Below are 20,561 nucleotides of genomic sequence, written 5' to 3'. Positions count from 1 at the left end.
GCCCCTGCGTCAGAACCCCTTTTCAGGCAGCCAGTACACCCACCTTGACTGCCAGCTCAGAGGCCCGGCGCCGACGATCCGGCGCCTTCGCCTCGGTCTCCTCCAGGATGATCCGCCGCGCGTAGCCGTTGTACTGGATCGTCTCCGGCGCGTTCTCGTGCGCCTTGTCCACCGTCTCCAGGGCGGCCTCGGGCTTTCCGTCGAGCTGATAGGCGCGGGCCTCCTCGATCCTGTGTCGCGCCCGGCGCGGCCGGGACGGAATCGACCGGACGTCGGCCTGCCGCACTTGCCGCACGCTCTCGTTGCCTGCGTGCAACTCCACAGCGAGAGTCACCGCGTGAGCCCCCATCACCGCCCGGGAGAACGACGTCACCGGGTGGTAGTAGGCCGCCGACAGCCCTCGCGCAACACGGTCCGCCTTGTCCCACCACCCCCACGCACTGCCGGCGTCTCCACGACTACTCGCCGTGTACCCCGCCGCCACCTGCAACGCCCCCGCGATGGCGCGCACATCCTCGCCCGCATCGGGCAGTTGCGGCTCAAGCCAGTGCAGGGCCTGCATCGTCACCGCGTCCGCGCCGTCGTACTGCGCGGAGTCCCGGTGCGCCTCAGCGGTCAGCCACGCGGCCATGCCCAGCGCATGCGGGTCACCGGACTCCTGCGCGGCAACCATGCCACGCTCGGCCACGCGCCACAGCAGGGCCGAATCCGGCTGGTAGGCGAGGAAGAACTGCGCGAGCGAATACACCTCGGCGAGGACGGCCTGCGCCGCGCGGCGCTCTGCGGGAGTGCCGGCCTGCCGCACGGCGAGTTGCCCGTCACGGATCAGCCCGGGCAGCAAAGTGCCGATCACCTCCCGGTGGTTCGGCGCCGAATGACGGGCGGCCCACGCGTGGGCGAGGCTTGCCCGAAGGTGCGCGGTGTCCGGGGCCCGGCGGTCATCCACCGGGAGCGGGAAGGCGTCCACGGCAGCGCGCACCTCGGGCAGGCGCGGATGTCCCGGGCCGATGAACAGAGCCGTAGGCATTCGAGCGGCATCGCCAGTGAGATCGGAAAGGTCTCGCACCCGCAACGCTTCGGCCATGCGCAGCACCATCGGGAGCGAAGGCGTGTGAAGGTCTCCGCGCTCGATCTGCTTCAGCCACGACGGCGACTTGCCCAACAGCCCTGCCAGCACGGGGCGGGTCATCCCACGGCGTGTCCGCAGGATGCGCAGGCGCTCACCGAACGCGATCGGTTCCGGGGTGGCATCGGGGTACGACACGGCTCTGCCCCTCTTCTGTGCGGCTCCGTCACTGCACAGGGTATGGGTCCGGACCGGATGTGTGACCGGGCTGACAACTCCCCAAGTGAGCAACGGGATTGCCGCCGCCGGAGACCGGGTGCCAGCCACTCCGGCGCCTGGCGCCGCACGTTCATGAGGGCGTCCACGGCCTGCCCGTACTGCCGCATCATGAGGTGCGCCCTCGCGCGACGCCGAGGCGACGCCGGTCGTAAGGATGTCTGGACCGTCGTACGAGGCCCAGGGCCTCGCCGAGACCGGCCACGGGGCTGCCAAGGGCGCCCGCCTCGTCCTGACGGCCCCTTCCGGCGAGCGGGGCGCACCGCCCGGTGAGACAGTGCCTGGTAGTGCCAGGTGAGGCCCGGGAGGTCGCGGTATGGCGGAGCGAGTGGTGGCCGAGTCCTACGGCGGACCGGAGGTGCTCTCCCTCGTCGAGGTGGAGGTGCCCCCTCCGGACCGGGGTGAGGTGACCGTCCAGGTGAAGGCCGCGGGCGTCAACCCGGTGGACTACAAGCTGTACGGCGGTGCCTTCGGATCGGACCCCTCGTCGCTGCCGATGCCTGTGGGGCAGGAGCTGGCCGGGGTCGTGACCGCTGTCGGGGAGGACGCCGAGGGGCCGGGCGGCCGGCTGTCCGTCGGTGACGAGGTGATCGTCTTCCAGATCTCCGGCGCGTACGCCACCGACGTGACCGTTCCCGCCTCCCAGGTCGTGCCCAAGCCCCCCGAGCTGAGCTGGGAGAAGGCGGCGGGGCTGCTGCTGACGGGTGCCACCGCCGTCCACGCCCTCGCCGTCGTGGGGGTGTCGCAGGGCGACACGATCCTCGTGCACGGGGCGTCAGGAGGCGTGGGGCTCATGGCCGTGCAGCTCGCCGTCGCGGTCGGAGCGAACGTGGTCGGGACGGCCGGCGAGGAGCGCCAGGAGCTCGTCCGGCGCTACGGTGCGACGCCCGTGGTCTACGGCGCGGGGCTGGAGGAGCGGGTGCGTGCCGCCGCGCCGGACGGCGTGCACGCGGCGGTCGACACCGCGGGGACGCGGGAGGCGGTGGACGTCTCCCTGGCCCTGGTCCCGGAGCCCTCCCGCATCGTCTCCGTCATCGCCTTCGACCGGGCCGACGCGGGGATCAAGCTCATCGGCAACGGCCCCGGCGCGGACCCCGGAACCAAGATCCGGAGCGACGCCTGGCGCGATCTGGTGCCCCTGGCGCGCGGCGGCATGATCGACGTCGTCGTCGCCCGCACCTTCCCGCTGAGCGAGGCGGCGGAGGCCCACCGCTTCCTCGCGGAGGGCCACCCCGGCGGCAAGGTCGTCCTGCTGCCCTGAACGGAAGACCGTCCTGCGGCCCGGACGGGCGGGCGCCCGGCGCCCTACAGCCGTGCCTTGAGGAACTCCAGCGTCCGCTCCCACGCGAGCCGCGCCGAGTCCGGGTCGTACGTGCCCAGGTGGTCCTCCTCGTTCGCGAAGGCGTGCCCGGCCGGATAGCGGTGGACCGTCATCGGCGCCCCCGACTCCGCCCGGATGCGCGCGGCGATCTCCTCGGCGCGGGCAGGGGAGGCGTTCTCGTCGAACTCGCCGTAGTGGCCCAGGACTTCGGCGCGCATCCCGGAGAAGTCGGCCTCGTCGTCGCCCGTCACGCCGTAGTACGGGACGGCCGCGGCGATCCGTTCCCCGGCGGCAGCGGCCAGCGCGAGGACGAAACCGCCGCCCATGCAGAAGCCGACGGCTCCGGCCGCGTCGCCGCGCACGGCCTCGTGGGCGAGCAAGTAGTCGACAGCGCCGGAGAGTTCGCCCACCGCCCTGGCCATCGGCACCTCCGAGGCGAGCCGGGCGGCGTCGTCGCTGTCGTGCGTCGTACGTCCGCCGTACAGGTCGGGGGCCAGGGCGACGTACCCCGCGGCGGCGAGGTCGTCGGCCACCGAGGCGATCTGGTCCGTCAGCCCCCACCACTCCTGGATGACGAGGACACCGGGGCCGGTACCGGCCGGGGGCAGTGCGAGGTAGCCGTAGACGTCCACGCCGTCGGCGGTGAAGCGGAGGTTCTGGCGGAGCGGGGGTGCGGACACGGGGGCAGCCTTTCGGTCAGCTCGGCGGAGGCGGGGGGCGGTTCGGCGGGCACGGGTAACCCGTCACCGCCGGAGATCACCTCCTGGGGCCCGTCTGCCTCAGCACCCGGCACCCGGCACCCGGCGCCCGCTCCGGCCGCCGTCCGCCGTCCGCCGCGTCAGTGGAGCAGTTCCAGCCCCACCACGCCCGCGACGATGAGCAGCAGGCAGATCAGCCGCGCCGCCGTGACCGGTTCGCCGAGCACCACCATGCCGTAGAGGGCCGTGCCGACCGCGCCGGTGCCCACCCACACCCCGTAGGCGGTGCCGAGCGGAATGTGCGTCACCGCGTAGGAGAGACCGAGCATGCTGAGGGCCAGAGCGCCGACGAACAGCAGCGACGGCCACAGCTTGTGGAAGTTCCCGGACGCCTGCAGGGCGCCCGCCCACACGGTCTCCAGCACCCCGGAGACGATGAGGACGGCCCAGGCCAGGCCCATGCGTCCACCTCCGCTCACCGCCGGCGGCGCGCACCGCCGCCGCTCCGCTCCCGCTCTCTGTCCGGCTCAGTCGATCACACGGACGGAGGGAGCGCCCAACCGGCACCGGCGGGCAGGGCCGCGGAGCGCTGTGCGCCCGGCCCCCGGTGGAGGGCCGGGCGCACAGCGTCGGTCGCCGCTCGCCCCTCACGCGTAGGGGTTCTTGTGCCAGTTCCCCTTCTTGCAGGTGTCGCCGGAACCCAACTTGTCGTCCTTGCAGGCCACCACGCGCGCGTGCGTGATGTTGAAGCCGTCGCTGAAGGACGGGCCCTTACGGCTCACACCCTTCCCCTTGCAGTCGGAGTTGTAGTTCCAGAACCGGCTCTCCCCCGTGACGACCTGACCGGTGGCCCTCTCGAACTGCATGAAGGCGAAGGCGTCGTCGCCGTCCTTGCAGCTGATGTCGTTGACGTAGACCTTGACCTTGCCGGTGCTGCCCGGTCCCTTCCACGTCCAGCGGGCAGAGGCGTACGTGTACTTCGGGTGCGCCTTCGAGTAGCCGCTCTTGCCGAGGACCTGCTGTCCGGCCGCCGCACCGGACACGGTGCCCGGCTGTGCCGCGGTGTCCGGCTGTACCGCCGACGCCGACGTCGCCGCGCCCCCGGTCGCCAGCAGTGCCGCCGCACCGATCCCGATGAGCGTCCTCTTGGTGTACTTGGTGTTCTTGGCGATCATGACCGATCTCCCCTCTGCCTCCGACGGGGCCGCGCCCCCTTCGCCAGTCAGCATCACGACTGCACGGCGGTCGGATCCACGACCTTCGGCGGAGGCCGAAGAACGCGGCGGGGGCCGGCGCTCCGCCCCGTCAGCCCGCCGGGGGCTCCGCCTGCCGGGGAAGGTCCTGCACACGGCGGCGCGGCGCCTGCCTGCTGCGCCGCTTCGCCGGGGCGTGCGCCCGCACCATCAGCGTGCCGACGTTGTCCGGCTCGGGCGCCGGAAGGACGTACGCGTCGATGTCGGTGAAACCGCTCTTCGCGAGCAGCTCCGTCCACATCTCGGGGGAGTAGGACCAGCGCAGGACGGGCAGGCGGCGGCCGCTGAGGCCGTTGCCGTACATCGCCTGCGGCCCGTAGAAGCCGTCGATCGGCTCGGCCTGCGAGAGAGCGAGCAGGCCCCGCGGGGAGAGGCGGCGGGCGACCAGCGGGACGAGGACGGCGGGATCGGTGAACCAGGCGGCGCCCCAGCGCGAGTAGACCGCGTCGTACGTCGTGGCGGTGCTCGCGAGGTACTCGCACGCCTCCGCGTTCACGAACGAGAGACCGGGGGTGCCCTCCCACCACAGGCGGGCGCGCGCGACCTGCGCGGGGGAGAAGTCGACCGCCGTCACCTCCACGCCCCGGCGCGCCAGGAAGTACGCCTCCTTCCCCTCGGCGGAGCCCAGTTCGAGCGCGGTGCGCGGCTCCCTCAGGAAGTCCGCACCGGGGCCGTGCCCCGGGTACTGCGTCCATTCGAAGGAGTCGACCGCGGGAGGAGGCGGCTCGCCCTCCCCCTTGTGCGGCTTGTACGTGTTCCAGTACTCCGGGAGGCTCTTGGACGTGAGGGGCATTGCGGTTCCTCGGGAGGCGCGGGGCAAAGGTGTCACCTGGCTGGAACCGTAGGGTTCACGCGCCGCCGGCCGGGACGGTATGGGAGGGGTTCACCCGAAAGTGCCCCCGGCGGGCACGTGATGTGCGCGCGGGGCGGCGGGCCGGACAGCCCGGACGTGAAGCACCGCCCGTCCGCAGGGAGTTGACCGCAGTCCGGCGCGTTCTGGACTGCCCACCTCAGACACCTCCTAGGGGACGATGACCGTCACACCGGCCGTCCCTCCCGACCCGGGGGAGCCCATGCCGGCCAGCGCCTCCGCCGCGTCGGAGAGGCCGATGCGCCTGCGCAGCAGGCGGTCCGGGCGCACCGCGCCGGACTCCAGCAGCCCCAGCAGAGCCGGGTATTCGTGCGCCTGGACGCCGTGGCTGCCGAGGACTTCCAGCTCCCAGGCGACGACCCGGTCCATGGGGATGCCGACGGCCGCCTGCTCCGGCGGCAGCAGCCCCACCTGCACGTGCCGCCCGCGCCGCCGGAGGCTGCGCACGGACGCCGTGCACGTCTCGGGCCGCCCGAGGCAGTCGAGCGACAAGTGGGCGCCTCCGCCGGTGAGTTCGGCGACGGCCGCGGCGGGGTCGTCCACCGCCGAGGCGTCCACGACCGCCTCCGCTCCCGATTCGCGGGCGAGTTCGAGCGCCGGGGGCGAGACGTCCACCGCGACGACCCGAGCACCGCAGGACGCGGCGATCATCACCGCCGACAGTCCGGCTCCTCCGCAGCCCCAGACCGCGACGAACTCCCCTGCCGCCGCCCGCCCCTGGCGCAGCGTCGCCCGGAACGCGGTGCCGAAGCGGCAGCCGAGGGACGCGGCGGTCGCCGTGTCCACGAAGCCGGGGAGCGGGACGAGGTTGTTCTCGGCGTGGTCGACCGCCACGTACTGCGCGAAGGAGCCCCAGTGCGTGAAGCCGGGCTGCGTCTGCCGTTCGCACACCTGCTGGTTGCCGGTCACGCACTCCGCGCATGCCCCGCAGCCGCACACGAAGGGCACGGTCACGCGCCGCCCCACCCACGACTCGCGCACTCCCGCCCCGACGGCGGCCACCGTTCCCGCGAGTTCGTGCCCGCCGACGTGCGGCAGCCGCACGCCGGAGTCGTGCCCCTGCCAGGCATGCCAGTCGCTGCGGCACAGCCCGGTGGCCGCCACTTCGACGACGGCCCCTCCGGGGGCGGGAGCGGGGTCCGGTACGTCGCGGAGTGCGGGGAGCTGCCCGAACTCGTCGTAGAGCAGTGCTTTCACAGCGGGGCAGTATGGCAGTCCGCACGGCGGCGCCCGGAGCGTGCCGGGTGCGCGCGGGCAGAGGACGGGCGGGGTGACGGGGCCGGTGCCTCCGCCGCCCGCGGCGCGCCCGGTGCGGCCGATCTGACCGGCGCCACATGGCGCCACCGCGCCAACCGGCCACGGTCCGCCGCGGGAGGCACGCCGCACCCGCCCGCTCCCCGGCCGCCCCGCCATGGCGTCTGACCAGGACGCCTGTGCCGCCGCACGGCGCTCCGCCCGTCCCGGAAGGGCACCGGTGCGCTCCCGCGGACTCGGCGGCCGGGTCATCAGCTTTGTACGAGCGGCTGCCAGTGACCCCTGTGCGAGGGGATGCTGGGGGGATGCGTGGGAGTCTGAAGTGGCCGCTACTCGGTGCGGCGTTGGTTCTGATGGTGCTGGGCGCTGTGGGCGGCGCGGCCGGGGGGTGGTTCGACCTCGTCTGGATCGCCGCCATCGCGGCGGTGGCCGGCTTCATCGTCTCCAGCGCCTGGGACCACCTCCAGGGCAGGCGCGCGGACGACGGGCTCCCCGACCCCGACCCCGGTCTGGCCGGGGTCTCCGACCCGGTGCGGTACGACCGGCGCCCCGGAGGCGCGGCCGGCGCGGCCGCGGACCACGTGGCGGACGCGCTCGGCCCTGCTCGCGCGGTCGGCGAATTCACCGGCCGCACCGAGGAGTTGCGCCTCCTGCGCGAATGGTGCGGCCACGAGGGGGAGTCCACGCGGCTGGCGCTGGTCACCGGCGCGGCCGGGGTGGGCAAGACCCGTCTCGCGCTGGAGCTGGCCGAGCAGCTCCAGCAGGAGGGGTGGCGGTGCCGCCGGGTGCTCGACGGCGAGGACGCCGCGGCCGTCCACGTGGTGGAGGCCGCCCGGCCCGGCCCCGTCCTGCTGCTCGTCGACCACGCCGAGACCCGCCCCGGGCTTCCGCATCTGCTGGCCTCCGCCGCCGCGAGCGGCGCGGCCGGGCTGCGGGTGCTGATGCTGGCCCGTGAAGAGGGCGAGTGGTGGGGGCACCTGAAAGCCGCGGCGTCCCCCATCGGTCCCGCCGCCTCCCGCGCCGTCACCCTGCGGCTGCAGGCGGGCCCGGGCGACGGAACGGACAGCGCGGAGCTGGTCGCGCGTGCCGTGCCGCGGTTCGCCGCCCATCTGGGGCTTCCCGCGCCGGAGGGCGTCGAGGTCGAACCCGCCCCGCACCCCGTCCCGATGCTGGTGGTGCACGCCGCCGCCCTCGTGGCCGTGCTGCGCGGCGAACGGGGCGGCGGAGGCCCGGCTCCGACGCGGGTGGGTGTCGGCCCGGACGTCCTGGACGAGCTGCTGCGGCACGCCGCACGCGCCTGGCACGAGAGCGCCGCACGGGCGGGGATCACCGGGCCGCAGGGGCTGGACGGGGCCGCCGTCGAGAACTGCGTCGCGGTCACCAGCCTGCTCGCGGCGGGCAGCGCGAAGGCCACGGAGGAGCTGCTGCGGACGGTGCCCGGACTGGACGGGGAGTCCCGCGCGGGGCTCCGGCGCCGGACCGCCCGCTGGCTCTGCACCCTCCATCCGGCTCCCGTCGACGGTGCCGTCGCGCCGCTGCGTCCCGCGCTGCTGGCGGAGCGGCACGTCACCGCGCGCCTCCACGAGAGCCCGGAGTTCGCCGCCGCGGTACGCGACCGCCTCGACGTCGTCCAGGCGCTGCGGGCCCTCACCCTCCTCACGCGGGCCACGGCCCACCACCCCCACGCGGCCGGGCTTCTGGACGACTGGCTGCGGCGGCGGACGGCGGACCTGTACGGGGCGGCGATCACCGTCACGATCGAGTCGCCGGGAGCGCTCGGCGCCGTCCTCGCGGACGTCCTCTCCACCACCGACGTCCCGCGGGAGGTGCTCGAGGAGATACAGCGCGCCATCCCGTACCTGACCGTCGCCCTGTCGGAGGCCGGCATCGCCGTCACCCGGCGCATCCTCGAGCGCCTCCCGGACGGTACGGGGCCCGAGCAGCGCGCGATGTGGCTGACCACGCTCGGGCTGCGGTACAGCCGGACGGGGCGGCTGGAGGAGGCGCTGCGGCCGGCGCGGGAGGCCGTCGAGCTCCACAGGGGGCTGGAGCGGCAGGACCCGGCCCGCTTCCGGCCCGACCTCGCCGGGTCCCTCAACAACCTCGGCAACGTCCTCTCCGAACTGGAGCGCGCCGAGGAGGCGCTGGAGCCCGCGCAGGAGGCCGCCGAGCTCTACCGCGAACTGGCGGTCCAGGCTCCGGACCGCTTCCGGCCGCGGCTGGCGGGCTCGCTCAACAACCTCGGCAACGTCCTGTCCGCGCTGGGCCGTACGAAGGAGGCGCTGGAGCCGGCGCAGGAGGCCGTCGCCATCCGCCGCGAGCTGGCGCGGAACGCGCCGGAGCGCTTCCGTCCCGTGCTGGCCCGCTCGCTCGACAACCTCGCCGGCCACCTGTCGGAGCTGGGCCGCGACGAGGAGGCGCGAAGCCACTGGCAGGAGTCGGCCGCCCTGTTCGAGGAGGCCGGGCCGCCGCAGGAGACCGCGCCCGTCCGGCAGGCGGGGCCGCAGCCCGCGGCGGGCGCTTGAGGGGCGGGGCCGCCGGGCGGCCGGCGGGTCAGAAGACCACGCGGGCCCACACCTGCTTGTGGTCGGACTGCTCGGAGTGGCTCACGCCGCTCCACTCGACGCGCACGGACGGCGCGACGAAGAGGTAGTCGATCTTCCCCTTGCTGTGGGTCGGTTCGCCGGAGCGGCAGTGCGTGTACCTGTTCCGTGGCAGCGCATCGCGCGGCTGCCGCGGCTTCATCGCGTCGCCGCAGGGGCCCGCCGCCTCCTTGAACGCGCCGCGCGCCCCGTGCCCGTAGCCGCGGTGGTAGAAGCGGTCGAGGACGCCGGACAGCGGCAGGTCGTTGATGTCGCCGCCGAGCACAGCCCTGTAGCCCTCGTAGCGGCCGGTGAGGACGCGCACGGCCTCCGCGGCCTCCTTCTCGCGGCTCGCGGCGTACTCGTCCTCACCGGGAGTCAGATGCGCGGAGCAGGCGACCAGTTTCCGCTCCTCGGAGCGCACGCACACCATCTCGCGGTACTCGTCGCCGCTCGTCGATCCGAGCAGATGGCTCTCGGCGGACTCCTGCTCGAAGCCCAGGTCCTCGCGGAAGACCAGCGTGTTGCCGAAGTCGGCCGGGTGGTGGCACCGCGCGGGAGTCCCCGGGTTCCTGGCGAGGTTGTCCACGGGGGCGAACACCACTCCGTAGCCCTTGAGCCGTTCCTCCAGCCGCTCGGCCCAGTCGCGGCACGTCTCCTGCAGGGTCAGCACGGCGGGCCTGCGGTCGGCGACGCCCTCGGCGAGGTCGTCGGGCACCGGGTTCCCCTTCGCGCCGTGCTCCGTCGTGCCCCCGGCCATGTTGAACTGACCGATGACGTAGCCCTTCGGCGAGGACTTCGCGGACGGGGACGGCGGCGCGGCGACCAGCACCACGGCTGCCACGGCACCCGCTGCCGCCACGGCACCGGAGAGCGCTACGGTCACGCGTCGGATGGCGCCCTCCATCGGTCCGGCCCGGTTCGCCCGGGTGCGGAAGTCTCCGCAGACGTACGGGCGCAAGCATGCAGAGGGCCCGGGAGGGCGTCAACACAGCGGAGGCGGCACAGGGCCCGCGGCAGTTCCCGCACGGCCGCTCACCCGCGGTCGCCGGTGGGGGATCCGCGCTTGCGGGCCGTTAGGATTTCGGGCATGGCGGCCACTGGAACTGAGCAGACGGGGTCGAAGGCGTACTACGTCACGACCCCCATCTACTACGTGAACGACGCTCCGCACCTGGGCCACGCCTACACGACCGTCGCAGGCGACGTGCTCACGCGCTGGCACCGTCAGCGCGGCGAGAAGGTGTGGTACCTCACCGGCACGGACGAGCACGGTCAGAAGATCATGCGCACCGCGGAGGCGAACGGCGTCTCCCCGCGCGAATGGTGCGACAAGCTCGTCGAGGAGGCGTGGAAGCCCCTCTGGGAGCATCTCGACATCCGCAACGACGACTTCATCCGCACCACGGAGAAGCGGCACACCGACCGCGTCCGCGAGTTCGTCCAGGACCTGTACGACAAGGGCGAGATCTACCAGGGCGGGTACGAGGGCCCGTACTGCGTGGGCTGCGAGGAGTACAAGACCTACGGCGAACTGCTGGACGGCGATGGGGGGTTCGCGGGGCAGAAGCTGTGCCCCATCCACCGCGCGCCGGTGGAGATGCTCCAGGAGGAGAACTACTTCTTCAAGCTCTCCGAGTACGGCCCGAAGCTGCTGGAGCACTACGAGCGGCACCCCGAGTTCATCCAGCCCGAGTCGGCGCGCAACGAGGTCGTGAACTTCGTCCGGCAGGGTCTTGAGGACCTCTCCATCTCGCGCTCGACGTTCGACTGGGGCGTGAAGGTCCCCTGGGACGACAAGCACGTCATCTACGTGTGGATCGACGCGCTGCTCAACTACGCGACGGCGGTGGGGTACGGCTCGGACCAGGAGCGCTTCGACGGGACGTTCCCCGCCGACGTGCACCTCGTCGGCAAGGACATCCTCCGCTTCCACGCGGTGATCTGGCCGGCGATGCTGATGGCGAACGGCCTTCCGCTGCCCGGGAAGATCGCCGCGAACGGCTGGCTGATGGTCGGTGGCGAGAAGATGTCCAAGTCCAACCTGACCGGCATCTCGCCGCAGCAGCTCACGGAGCACTTCGGCGTCGACGCCTACCGCTGGTACTTCCTGCGGGCCATCGCGTTCGGGCAGGACGGCTCGTTCTCCTGGGAGGACTTCACCGCCCGCTACACGAGCGAACTCGCCAACGACTACGGCAACCTCGCCTCCCGCGTCGCGGCCATGGTCGGCAAGTACTTCGACGGCACCCTCCCGGAGGCGAAGGCTCCCGGCGAGGCCGAGCAGGCGATCGTCGACGGGCTGGCGAAGGCCGTCGGCGAAGCGGACCGGCGGATCGGCGACGAGCTGGACTTCTCCGGCGGCATCGCGGCCGTCTTCGACTTCGTCAAGCAGGTCAACGGCTATCTGACGGAGCAGGCTCCGTGGAAGGTCGCCAAGGACTCCTCGCCCGAGGCGCAGGCCCGGCTGGCGACGATCCTCTACACGGCGGCCGAGGCGCTGCGGGCCTGCGCGGTGCTGCTGAACGCGGTGATGCCGGAGTCGTCGGCGAAGCTCTGGGAGTCCCTGGGTGCCGAGCCGCACCTCGGCGCGCTCGGCGACCAGCCGCTCGCGGACGCGGGCCGCTGGGGGCAGCTGCCCGCCGGAGCGACGGTCACCAAGGGCAAGGTGCTCTTCCCGCGCCTGGAGGACTGAGCCACCCCCGTGTCCGGTGGGCCCGCACCGGCCCACCGGACACGGCTACGCGGGGCCCGGAACCGGCTGGTTCCGGGCCCCCAAACGTTCACGGTCCCAGGCTCACACCCTGGCGCAGGACCGCGCGGCACGGAGCGCCCGGGACGGGAGTTACGGTGGTGAACCACCCTAGGGAACATGGAGGGGCCGATGCCCGAGACGCCCGCCCGCCAGATCGCCGACGACCTCCGCGCGAGGATCAAGTCGGGCGACCTCGCCCCTGGCACACGCCTGCCCGGCGAGCCCGCTCTGGTCCGGCAGTACGGCGTCGCCAAGCAGACGGCGGCGAACGCGCTCAAGCTGCTGACCTTGGAGGGCCTGGCCATCGCGCGACCCGGATCGGGCACGTATGTGCGTGAGTTCAAGCTGATCAGGCGCAGTGGGACTGAGCGTCTGTCGCGCGAGGGGCGCGCCCTTGGCCGTTCCGTCTGGGCGGCGGACGTCGAGGACCGCCCGCTGGAGGTGGACGGTCTCGACGTGCGCGAAGCGAAGGCTCCGGACTGGGTAGCCGAAGCACTGGGCCTGTCCGGCGAGGACACCGCTGTAGTCGTGCGCAGCCGCCGCTACCTGGTGGACGGGGAGCCCGTCCAGCTCGCCACCTCGTATCTTCCTGCCGGGCTCGTCCGCGGCACGCGCGTGGCCGAGCCGGACACCGGCCCGGGCGGCACCTACGCCCGGCTCGCCGAACTCAACGCCGAGCCCGTCGACTTCACGGAGGAACTACGCGCCAGGATGCCCGACCCGGACGAAGCCGAGGCGCTGGCCCAGCCGCCGGGTTCTCCGCTGATCGAGATCGTGCGCGTGGCGCGCACGCCGGAGAACCGGCCCGTCGAAGTGAACCGCATGTTGCTGGACGCCGGTTCGTACGTACTCGACTACCGCTTCAGCGGCTGAGCACCGCCCTGAGGGCACCCGGAAGTGGCATTGACCTCCCTAGGGAAGAGCGTTTAAATCTTCCCTAGGGAGGTCATCTCCTTCCGTTGGCCCACAAGAGGAGACTCCGTGCCGCCGAGCCTTCTTACTTCCTCCGCCGCCGGCTCGCCTCAACTCACCGATGTCGTCCCCTACATCACGGCATGGTCCTCAGAAAGGATTCCCGCACAGCCGGTCGTCGCCGCCGGTCCGGGGATCGGCTTCGCCGACGAGACTCTGCACGACCGCGACCGGGACGGCGTCCTGTGGACGCGCGTCGGGCACAGTCCGGGGAGAGGGCGCCCCGAGTTCGGCCGAGTACATGCGCTCCGCCAACGCAGGGCCATGCGGAAGATGTTGTGCCAGGTCTGCGGCGGCGCGGCCGACCAGGCCAGGGACGGGGTCCTGTGGGTGATCGGAGAGGAGGCCGCAGACTCCGGGAGTCTGCCGGACGACCTCACCACCACCCACCCTCCGGTCTGCGGCCCCTGTGCCGCCCGGGCCGTACGGGTGTGTCCTCACCTCCGGCAGCGCTCCGTCACGTTGCGCGTCCGCAGGCGCACACTCGTGGGAGTCCACGGCGCGCTCTACCAGCCTGGGCACCCTCACCCCACGGCCCGGACGGCGACCGGAGTGACCTACGACGACACCCACATCCACTGGACCCGTGCGGGACAGCTCGTCGCCCGGCTGGACTCCTACACCGTCGAGGACCCGGCGCGGCTGTGACGCGGCGCGAAACAGGTGAACCCCACGTCACCGCGTCACCGCGGTCACAGCTTCGGCTTGCGCACCGACAGGTGCAGCTCCTTCAGACGGGCCTCGTCCACCTCGCTCGGGGCGCCCATCAGCAGGTCCTGCGCGTTGCCGTTGAGCGGGAACGCGATCGTCTCGCGGATGTTGGGCTCGTCCGCCAGCAGCATTACGATCCGGTCGATGCCGGGGGCGATGCCGCCGTGCGGCGGGGCGCCGAAGCGGAACGCCCGCAGCATGCCGCCGAATTCACGCTCGACGTCCTCGTTGGAGTAGCCCGCGATCTCGAACGCCTTGAACATGATCTCGGGCTCGTGGTTACGGATGGCGCCCGAGGAGAGCTCCACGCCGTTGCAGACGATGTCGTACTGCCAGGCCAGGACGTCCAGCGGGTCCTGCGTCTCGAGCGCCCGCAGGCCGCCCTGCGGCATCGAGAAGGGGTTGTGGGAGAACTCGACCGCGCCGGTCTCCTCGTCCTTCTCGAACATCGGGAAGTCGACGATCCAGCAGAAGCGGTAGACGCCTTCCTCGAAGTGGCCGGTGCGCTTGGCGGCCTCCACGCGGACGGCGCCCATGATCTTCGAGACCTCGTCGAACTCGCCGGCGCCGAAGAAGACCGCGGTGCCCGGCTCGGCCTTGAGCACCGTCAGCAGCTGCTGGACGTCGTTCTCGCCGAGGAACTTCGCGATGGGACCGGTCAGCGTGCGGTCGTCGTTCACCCGCACCCAGGCGAGGCCCTTCGCGCCCTGCTCGACGGCGAACTCGCCCATCTGGTCGAAGAACTTGCGCGGCTGGTCCGCGGTGTCCGGCACGGCGAGGGCGCGGACGTGCTTGTCCGCGAACGCCTTGAAGCCGGAGCCCTTGAACACGTCGGAGACGTCGACGAGTTCGAGCTGCGCCCGCAGATCCGGCTTGTCGGAGCCGTACTTCAGCATGGCCTCGCGGAACGGGACGCGCGGGAACGGCGAGGTGCACTCGCGGCCCTCTCCCAGCTCCTGGAAGAGCTCGGTCATCACCTTCTCGATGACCTCGAAGACGTCCTCCTGCTCGACGAAGCTCATCTCCATGTCGAGCTGGTAGAACTCGCCGGGCGAGCGGTCCGCGCGGGCGTCCTCGTCGCGGAAGCAGGGCGCGATCTGGAAGTACCGGTCGAAGCCGGCGATCATCAGCAGCTGCTTGAACTGCTGCGGTGCCTGCGGCAGTGCGTAGAACTTGCCGGCGTGGAGCCGCGACGGCACGAGGAAGTCGCGGGCGCCCTCGGGGGACGTGGCCGACAGGATCGGCGTCGCCAGCTCGTTGAACCCCTCGCGCACCATCTTCTCGCGGATCTTCGCGATGACCTGCGAGCGCAGGATGATGTTGCGGTGCATGCGCTCGCGCCGCAGGTCGAGGAAGCGGTACTCCAGGCGCCGCTCCTCGTTGACGCCGTCCTCGGCGTTGATCGTGAAGGGGATCTGCCCGGCGCCGCCGAGCACCTCGACGTCCGCGACCTCGACCTCGACGTCACCCGTCGGCAGTTCGGGGTTGACGTTGTCGGCGCCGCGCGCGCTGACCTTGCCGTCCACGCGGACGACGGACTCCTTGGACAGGGAGCTGAGCCGCTCGTGCACCTCGGTCTGCTCGGGCCGCACGACGAGCTGCACGATGCCGTAGTGGTCGCGCAGATCGATGAAGAGGATGCCGCCCAGGTTCCGACGGTTGTGCAGCCAGCCGCTGAGACGGACGCCGGTGCCGACGTCCGAGGCACGTAGCTCACCGCAGGTGTGGGAACGGTACCGATGCATCATTCATCCAGTCGTTGGCTCGTCAGTCACTGGGACAGTTGCTCAAGGGTCGACCCCTGAGACTACCGCCCTGGCTCAGCCCCGCTCGCCCCGCATTCCGCAACCCACATAAAGTGGGGCAATGCGCACCGAGGACGTGCTGAGGGCCTCCAGGGTCGGCCTGTGGCGTTGGGACAGCGCAACCGGTGTCTCCACACTCGACCTGTGCGCTGCGGAACTGCTGGGCATCCCCATCCGGAAGGTCACCGGCACCCAGTCCATCTCCGTCCCCGGGCCCGGCTCCGACGCCCCGTCCGAGCCCGACGCGGCCCCCGGCACCGCGGCGGGCGGCGAGGGCGTAGGGGCCTTCGACGACGACAGCCGGACCGTCGCGCTCTCCGAGACCGCGATCCGCTCCTGCATCCACGTCGCCGACTACGTGGACCTCATGGCCACCGCCACGCTCGCCCTGACCGAGGGAACGCTGGTGGAGGCCACTGTGCGCGTCGTCGACCACGACGGGGCCGTCGTGCGGACCGTGCGCAGCCGGATGGCTCCGCAGGGCGAGGGCCGCACCCTCGCCCTCATCGGGACGGTCTCCGAGGTCCCCGAGACGTCCGCGGAATACCTGCCCTCCACGGAGAACCAGCAGCTCCAGCGCGAGGCGTTCCTGCTGAACACCGGGCGTGCGCTCGCCGAGGCGCGCACCACCGCGGAGGTGCTGCGCGTCGCGGGCTCGCTGGCCATGCCCGGGTTCATGCCGAGGACGCTGGCGGTCTTCAGCCTGGAGGGCGACCAGCTCTCCCTCGTGGGCAACTTCGGGCAGCGGCCGGTCCCGGAGCAGCTGCTGCCCTTCATCGAGGTCTCCGTCGACGCCGACTACCCGGCCGCCGACGTGGTGCGCACCAACCGGGCCGTCTACCTGCCCTCCCCGCAGGTGTACCGGCAGAGGTACCCCCACGTGTGGCCCGACGCGAGGCGCCTCGGGAACCGTGCCTGGGCGTTCCTGCCGCTGAACATCTCCGGGCGGATACTCGGCGCCTGGATGGTGGCGTTCGCCGAGCCCGTCGCCTTCACCACCGAGGACCGGTCGCTGCTGACGAACGTGGCCCGGATGCTCGCGCAGGCCATCGCCCGTACGTCGATGCACGAGACGGAGTTGCAGCTGTCCGCGGGGCTCCAGCGCACCATGCGGCCCGCGCGCCGTCCGGCCATCGAGGGCATGTCGCTGGCCGCGCGCTACGTGCCGGCGGGCGGCGGCCTCGAAGTGGGAGGCGACTGGTACGACGTGATCCCGCTGCCCTCCGGGCGTACGGCCCTGGTGATCGGCGACGTCCAGGGCCACGACGTGCGGGCGGCCGGCATCATGGCGCAGCTGCGGATCGCCCTGCGGGCGTACTCGGCGGAGGGCCACCGCCCCGACGCGGTGCTCTCCCGCACCTCGCGCTTCCTCGCCGGGCTGGGGCGCCCGGAGCCCGGCGCCGGTGAGGGCGAGCCGTCGGCGGAGACCGCGGCGTCCGCCGACACCCGCTTCGCCACCTGCCTGTACCTCGAGGCGGACCCGCTCACCGGCACCCTCGACATCGCGCGCGCCGGCCACCTCGACCCGGCGCTGTGGCTGTCCGACGGGACGATGCTGATCCGGCCCACCGCGGGCGGCCTGCCACTCGGCGTGGATCCCGGATCGGAGTACCCGACGACCCGTCTCGTCCTGGAACCGGGCGAGACGCTGCTGGTGTGCACGGACGGGCTGATCGAGGCCGGCGGGCACACCATGGAGTCCGGCTGGAGCCGCATCCGCGAGGTCGCCGAGGAGCAGGCCGACGGGCCGCACGCGCCGGAGGACCTGGAGAACTTCGCGAACGCCCTGGTCAGCTCTGCGACGCGCCCCCTGCCCGGTGAGGCGCCGGGGCCGCTCGCCGGCAGGCGCGAGGACGACATCGCGCTGCTGATCCTCTCCCTCGACCCCGAGTACGCCGTCCACCGGGCGGCGGCCGCCGAGGGGATCTCGCGCCGTACGACGCTGACGGTGGCGCAGGCCGAGCCGGAACGCATCGGCGAGGCGCGGCACCAGCTTCAGGGCATGCTCTTCGACTGGGCGAACGAGGACCAGATCGACGCGGCGGTCCTGATGCTGTCGGAGATGCTGACGAACGTCCTCGTGCACACGGACGGCGACGCCAGGGTGATCGCCGAATGCAGCGGCACCCGCCGGGAGCGGCTGCTGCGCGTCGAGGTGGCCGACACCAGCGACGCCCTGCCGCACCGCCGCACGCCCGGCGAGCTGGCCTCGTCCGGGCGGGGCCTGGTGATGATGGAGATGCTTGCCGGGGCGTGGGGCGTCGACCCTCGGGGTGAGGGGAAGTGCATCTGGTTCGAGATGCACGAGAACGCGGCGGCGCCCGACTGGTCCTGAGGTTCCCGCGATCCGGGGCCCGGCCTCCGGCCTGACCGGCCCCCGTCAGCCGTAGGTGCGCCTCAGCCGTACATGCGGCGCATCGCGAAGTCCACCATCTCCTCGACGGCCTTCGCGTCGAAGACCACGCGGTGGTCGCCCTCCATGTCCAGGACGAAGCCGTAGCCGGACGGCAGCAGGTCCAGCACCTCGGCGCCCGTGATCACGAAGTACCGGGACTCCTTGCCGGCGTAGCGGCGCAGCTCCTTGAGCGTGGTGAACATCGGGATGACCGGCTGCTGGGTGTCGTGCAGCGCCAGGAAGCCGGGGGTCTCACCTCGCGGGCAGTAGACCTTCGAGGTCGAGAAGATCGACTGGAAGTCCTCCGAGGTCATGGTGCCGGTCGTGAACGCCCGCACGGTCTCGCGCAGCGACGGCGGCGACGACGGCTCGGGGTAGAGCGGCTGCCCGTTGCCGTGCTGGGCCTGCCCGTAGTGGTGCGGAGCCGCCTGATGCGTCGTGTACTGCTGATGGCCAGCCTGCTGATGGCCGTACTGCTGCCCGGCATGCGGGTAGCCCTGCCCCGCGGACGCGGTCTGGTCGTAGCCGTACATGAAGGAAAGAGTAACGAGTCACAGATATGCGGAGAGGGCTTGCTTCTTATTACCGACGGGTAGCATCATCGTGTGTAGACACAACTGACTACCTGTCCGTCGAGTCCGACCACACGGAGCCGTTGCCATGGGGCACTACAAGTCGAATCTCCGCGACATCGAGTTCAACCTCTTCGAGGTGCTCGACCGCGACACGGTGTACGGCACCGGACCGTTCGCGGAGATGGACGTGGAGACCGCGAAGAGCGTGCTGTCCGAGATCGCACGCCTCGCCGAGAACGAACTGGCCGAGTCCTACGAGGACGCCGACCGCAACCCGCCCGTCTTCGACCCGGAGACGAACACCGCGCCCGTCCCGGCGTCCTTCAAGAAGAGCTACCAGGCCTACATGGACGCCGAATGGTGGCGGCTGGGCATCCCGGAGCAGATCGGCGGCACCACGGCGCCGCGCTCCCTGCTGTGGGGCTTCGCCGAGACGATCCTGGGCTCCAACCCCGCGATCTGGATGTACGCCTCCGGCCCCGCCTTCGCCGGCGTCATCCACGACGAGGGCACCGAGGACCAGCAGAAGATCGCCAAGCTGATCGCCGACAAGCAGTGGGGCGCCACGATGGTGCTCACCGAGCCGGACGCCGGCTCGGACGTCGGCGCCGGGCGCACCAAGGCCGTCCAGCAGGACGACGGCACTTGGCACATCGACGGCGTGAAGCGCTTCATCACCTCCGGTGAGCACGACATGTCCGAGAACATCGTGCACTTCGTGCTCGCCCGCCCCGAGGGCCACGGCCCGGGCACCAAGGGCCTGTCCCTCTTCATCGTCCCCAAGTACGAGTTCGACCGCGAGACCGGCGAGCTCGGCGAGCGCAACGGCGTCTACGCCACCAACGTCGAGCACAAGATGGGGCTCCGTGTCTCCAACACCTGCGAGCTGACCTTCGGCGCCAACCGGCCCGCGAAGGGCTGGCTGCTGGGCGAGAAGCACGACGGCATCCGCCAGATGTTCAAGATCATCGAGTTCGCGCGGATGATGGTCGGCACGAAGGCCATCGCCACGCTCTCCACCGGCTACCTCAACGCGCTGGAGTACGCCAGGGAGCGCGTGCAGGGCGCCGACCTGGCGCAGTTCACCGACAAGACCGCCCCGCGCGTCACCATCACCCACCACCCCGACGTGCGCCGCTCGCTGATGACGCAGAAGGCGTACGCGGAGGGCATGCGCGCCCTCGTCCTCTACACCGCCTCGGTGCAGGACGAGATCGTCATGAAGGAGTTCCGCGGCGAGGACGCGTCCGCGGAGCAGCGCCTCAACGACCTGCTCCTGCCGATCGTCAAGGGCTACGGCTCGGAGAAGTCCTACGAGCAGCTCGCGCAGTCGCTGCAGACGCTGGGCGGCTCCGGGTACCTCCAGGAGTACCCGATCGAGCAGTACATCCGGGACGCGAAGATCGACACCCTCTACGAGGGCACCACCGCGATCCAGGGCCAGGACTACTTCTTCCGCAAGGTCGTCCGCGACCAGGGCCAGGCGCTCACGACCCTCTCCGAGGAGATCAAGAAGTTCCTCGCCGAGGCGAAGGGCGGCGAGGAACTGGCCGCCGCCCGCGAGGAGCTGTCCCGCGCGGCCGTGGACCTGGAGGCGATCGTCGGCACCATGCTGACGGACCTCGCCGCCACCGAGAACGACGTGAAGTCCATCTACAAGGTGGGGCTGAACACCACCCGCTTCCTGCTCGCCTCCGGCGACGTCGTCATCGGCTACCTGCTGCTGCGCGGCGCGGCCGTCGCGGCGGACAGGCTGCGCGAGACCTCGGCGAAGCCGCTGTCCGCCAAGGACAAGGCCTTCTACGAGGGCAAGGTCGCGGCCGCGAAGTTCTTCGCCACGACCGTCCTGCCCGGCCTCGCGGTCGAGCGCGGCCTGGCCGAGAACGTCGACGCCTCCGTGATGGAGCTGGACGAAGCAGCCTTCTGAGCGGCGTCCGGGGCCGGTTCCCACCGGTCCCGGAAGGCTCCTGAGATCCCCCCATGCGGAACGCCCTTCTCCTCCCCGTCCGGGATGGGGAGGGGCGTTC

16 protein-coding genes are annotated in these 20,561 nt (G+C 71.9%); 7 read left to right on the top strand and 9 right to left on the bottom strand.

The annotated features are described in order from the left end of the window. Positions 1-22: 22 nt before the first annotated feature. Positions 23-1,264: a helix-turn-helix domain-containing protein gene (locus H181DRAFT_RS08900; RefSeq protein WP_078895603.1), complete on the bottom strand. Its 1,242-nt coding sequence runs from the start codon at positions 1,262-1,264 to the stop codon at positions 23-25. 394 nt (positions 1,265-1,658) lie between these two features. Between H181DRAFT_RS08900 and H181DRAFT_RS08895 the strand changes: the two genes are divergently transcribed. Next, positions 1,659-2,603: a quinone oxidoreductase family protein gene (locus H181DRAFT_RS08895; protein ID WP_175439733.1), complete on the top strand. Its 945-nt coding sequence runs from the start codon at positions 1,659-1,661 to the stop codon at positions 2,601-2,603. 44 nt (positions 2,604-2,647) lie between these two features. Here H181DRAFT_RS08895 and H181DRAFT_RS08890 read toward each other — a convergent pair whose 3' ends face one another. The 5 genes from H181DRAFT_RS08890 to H181DRAFT_RS08870 form a co-directional block, all read right to left on the bottom strand. Continuing rightward, positions 2,648-3,343 carry a dienelactone hydrolase family protein gene (locus H181DRAFT_RS08890; protein ID WP_045863731.1) on the bottom strand — a complete coding sequence of 232 codons (696 nt, stop codon included), beginning with the start codon at positions 3,341-3,343 and terminating at the stop codon, positions 2,648-2,650. A 158-nt stretch (positions 3,344-3,501) separates the two neighbouring features. Then, a complete protein-coding gene (locus H181DRAFT_RS08885) occupies positions 3,502-3,816 on the bottom strand; it encodes a DMT family transporter (protein WP_045863968.1) in 315 nt (104 codons plus the stop codon). A gap of 192 nt (positions 3,817-4,008) precedes the next feature. Further along, positions 4,009-4,536 carry a hypothetical protein gene (locus H181DRAFT_RS08880; RefSeq protein ID WP_045863730.1) on the bottom strand — a complete coding sequence of 176 codons (528 nt, stop codon included), beginning with the start codon at positions 4,534-4,536 and terminating at the stop codon, positions 4,009-4,011. 130 nt (positions 4,537-4,666) lie between these two features. After that, positions 4,667-5,407, bottom strand: a complete 741-nt coding sequence (locus tag H181DRAFT_RS08875; RefSeq protein ID WP_074467780.1) for a class I SAM-dependent methyltransferase — start codon at positions 5,405-5,407, stop codon at positions 4,667-4,669. 228 nt (positions 5,408-5,635) lie between these two features. Next, positions 5,636-6,682 carry a zinc-dependent alcohol dehydrogenase family protein gene (locus H181DRAFT_RS08870; protein ID WP_045863729.1) on the bottom strand — a complete coding sequence of 349 codons (1,047 nt, stop codon included), beginning with the start codon at positions 6,680-6,682 and terminating at the stop codon, positions 5,636-5,638. 362 nt (positions 6,683-7,044) lie between these two features. On the opposite strand from H181DRAFT_RS08870, the gene H181DRAFT_RS08865 reads away from it, so the two are divergent. Beyond that, a complete protein-coding gene (locus H181DRAFT_RS08865; protein ID WP_158715426.1) occupies positions 7,045-9,264 on the top strand; it encodes a tetratricopeptide repeat protein in 2,220 nt (739 codons plus the stop codon). 28 nt (positions 9,265-9,292) lie between these two features. Here H181DRAFT_RS08865 and H181DRAFT_RS08860 read toward each other — a convergent pair whose 3' ends face one another. Further along, on the bottom strand, positions 9,293-10,207 hold the full coding sequence (locus tag H181DRAFT_RS08860) for an endonuclease/exonuclease/phosphatase family protein (RefSeq protein WP_158715425.1): 915 nt from the start codon (positions 10,205-10,207) through the stop codon (positions 9,293-9,295). Between the two features lie 204 nt (positions 10,208-10,411). Between H181DRAFT_RS08860 and metG the strand changes: the two genes are divergently transcribed. The 3 genes from metG (at position 10,412) to H181DRAFT_RS08845 (ending at position 13,696) form a co-directional block, all read left to right on the top strand. Next, entirely contained in the window at positions 10,412-12,016 is a 1,605-nt protein-coding gene (gene metG, locus H181DRAFT_RS08855; RefSeq protein ID WP_045863726.1) for a methionine--tRNA ligase, read from the top strand. Positions 12,017-12,205: 189 nt separating this feature from the next. Further along, positions 12,206-12,949 carry a GntR family transcriptional regulator gene (locus H181DRAFT_RS08850; protein ID WP_045863725.1) on the top strand — a complete coding sequence of 248 codons (744 nt, stop codon included), beginning with the start codon at positions 12,206-12,208 and terminating at the stop codon, positions 12,947-12,949. A gap of 108 nt (positions 12,950-13,057) precedes the next feature. Further along, positions 13,058-13,696, top strand: a complete 639-nt coding sequence (locus H181DRAFT_RS08845; protein ID WP_045863724.1) for a hypothetical protein — start codon at positions 13,058-13,060, stop codon at positions 13,694-13,696. Between the two features lie 44 nt (positions 13,697-13,740). Here the strand turns inward: H181DRAFT_RS08845 and aspS are convergent, their stop codons facing one another. Beyond that, positions 13,741-15,504, bottom strand: a complete 1,764-nt coding sequence (gene aspS / locus H181DRAFT_RS08840; RefSeq protein WP_045863966.1) for an aspartate--tRNA ligase — start codon at positions 15,502-15,504, stop codon at positions 13,741-13,743. Between the two features lie 121 nt (positions 15,505-15,625). Here aspS and H181DRAFT_RS08835 point away from each other — a divergent pair, with 121 nt between their 5' ends. After that, complete coding sequence (locus H181DRAFT_RS08835) at positions 15,626-17,899, top strand: ATP-binding SpoIIE family protein phosphatase (protein WP_045863723.1); 2,274 nt, start codon at positions 15,626-15,628, stop codon at positions 17,897-17,899. A 62-nt stretch (positions 17,900-17,961) separates the two neighbouring features. Here the strand turns inward: H181DRAFT_RS08835 and H181DRAFT_RS08830 are convergent, their stop codons facing one another. Then, positions 17,962-18,492, bottom strand: coding sequence for an SseB family protein (locus H181DRAFT_RS08830; protein ID WP_045863722.1), 531 nt, complete (start codon positions 18,490-18,492; stop codon positions 17,962-17,964). A 127-nt stretch (positions 18,493-18,619) separates the two neighbouring features. On the opposite strand from H181DRAFT_RS08830, the gene H181DRAFT_RS08825 reads away from it, so the two are divergent. Further along, positions 18,620-20,461, top strand: coding sequence for an acyl-CoA dehydrogenase (locus tag H181DRAFT_RS08825; RefSeq protein ID WP_045863721.1), 1,842 nt, complete (start codon positions 18,620-18,622; stop codon positions 20,459-20,461). Positions 20,462-20,561: the final 100 nt, after the last annotated feature.

It is taken from the genome of Streptomyces sp. WMMB 714, from assembly GCF_900090125.1.
In the GTDB taxonomy this organism is placed as follows: domain Bacteria; phylum Actinomycetota; class Actinomycetes; order Streptomycetales; family Streptomycetaceae; genus Streptomyces; species Streptomyces daqingensis.
Note: the sequence above shows the minus strand (reverse complement) of the source record. Positions and strands in the feature narration are given on the sequence as shown.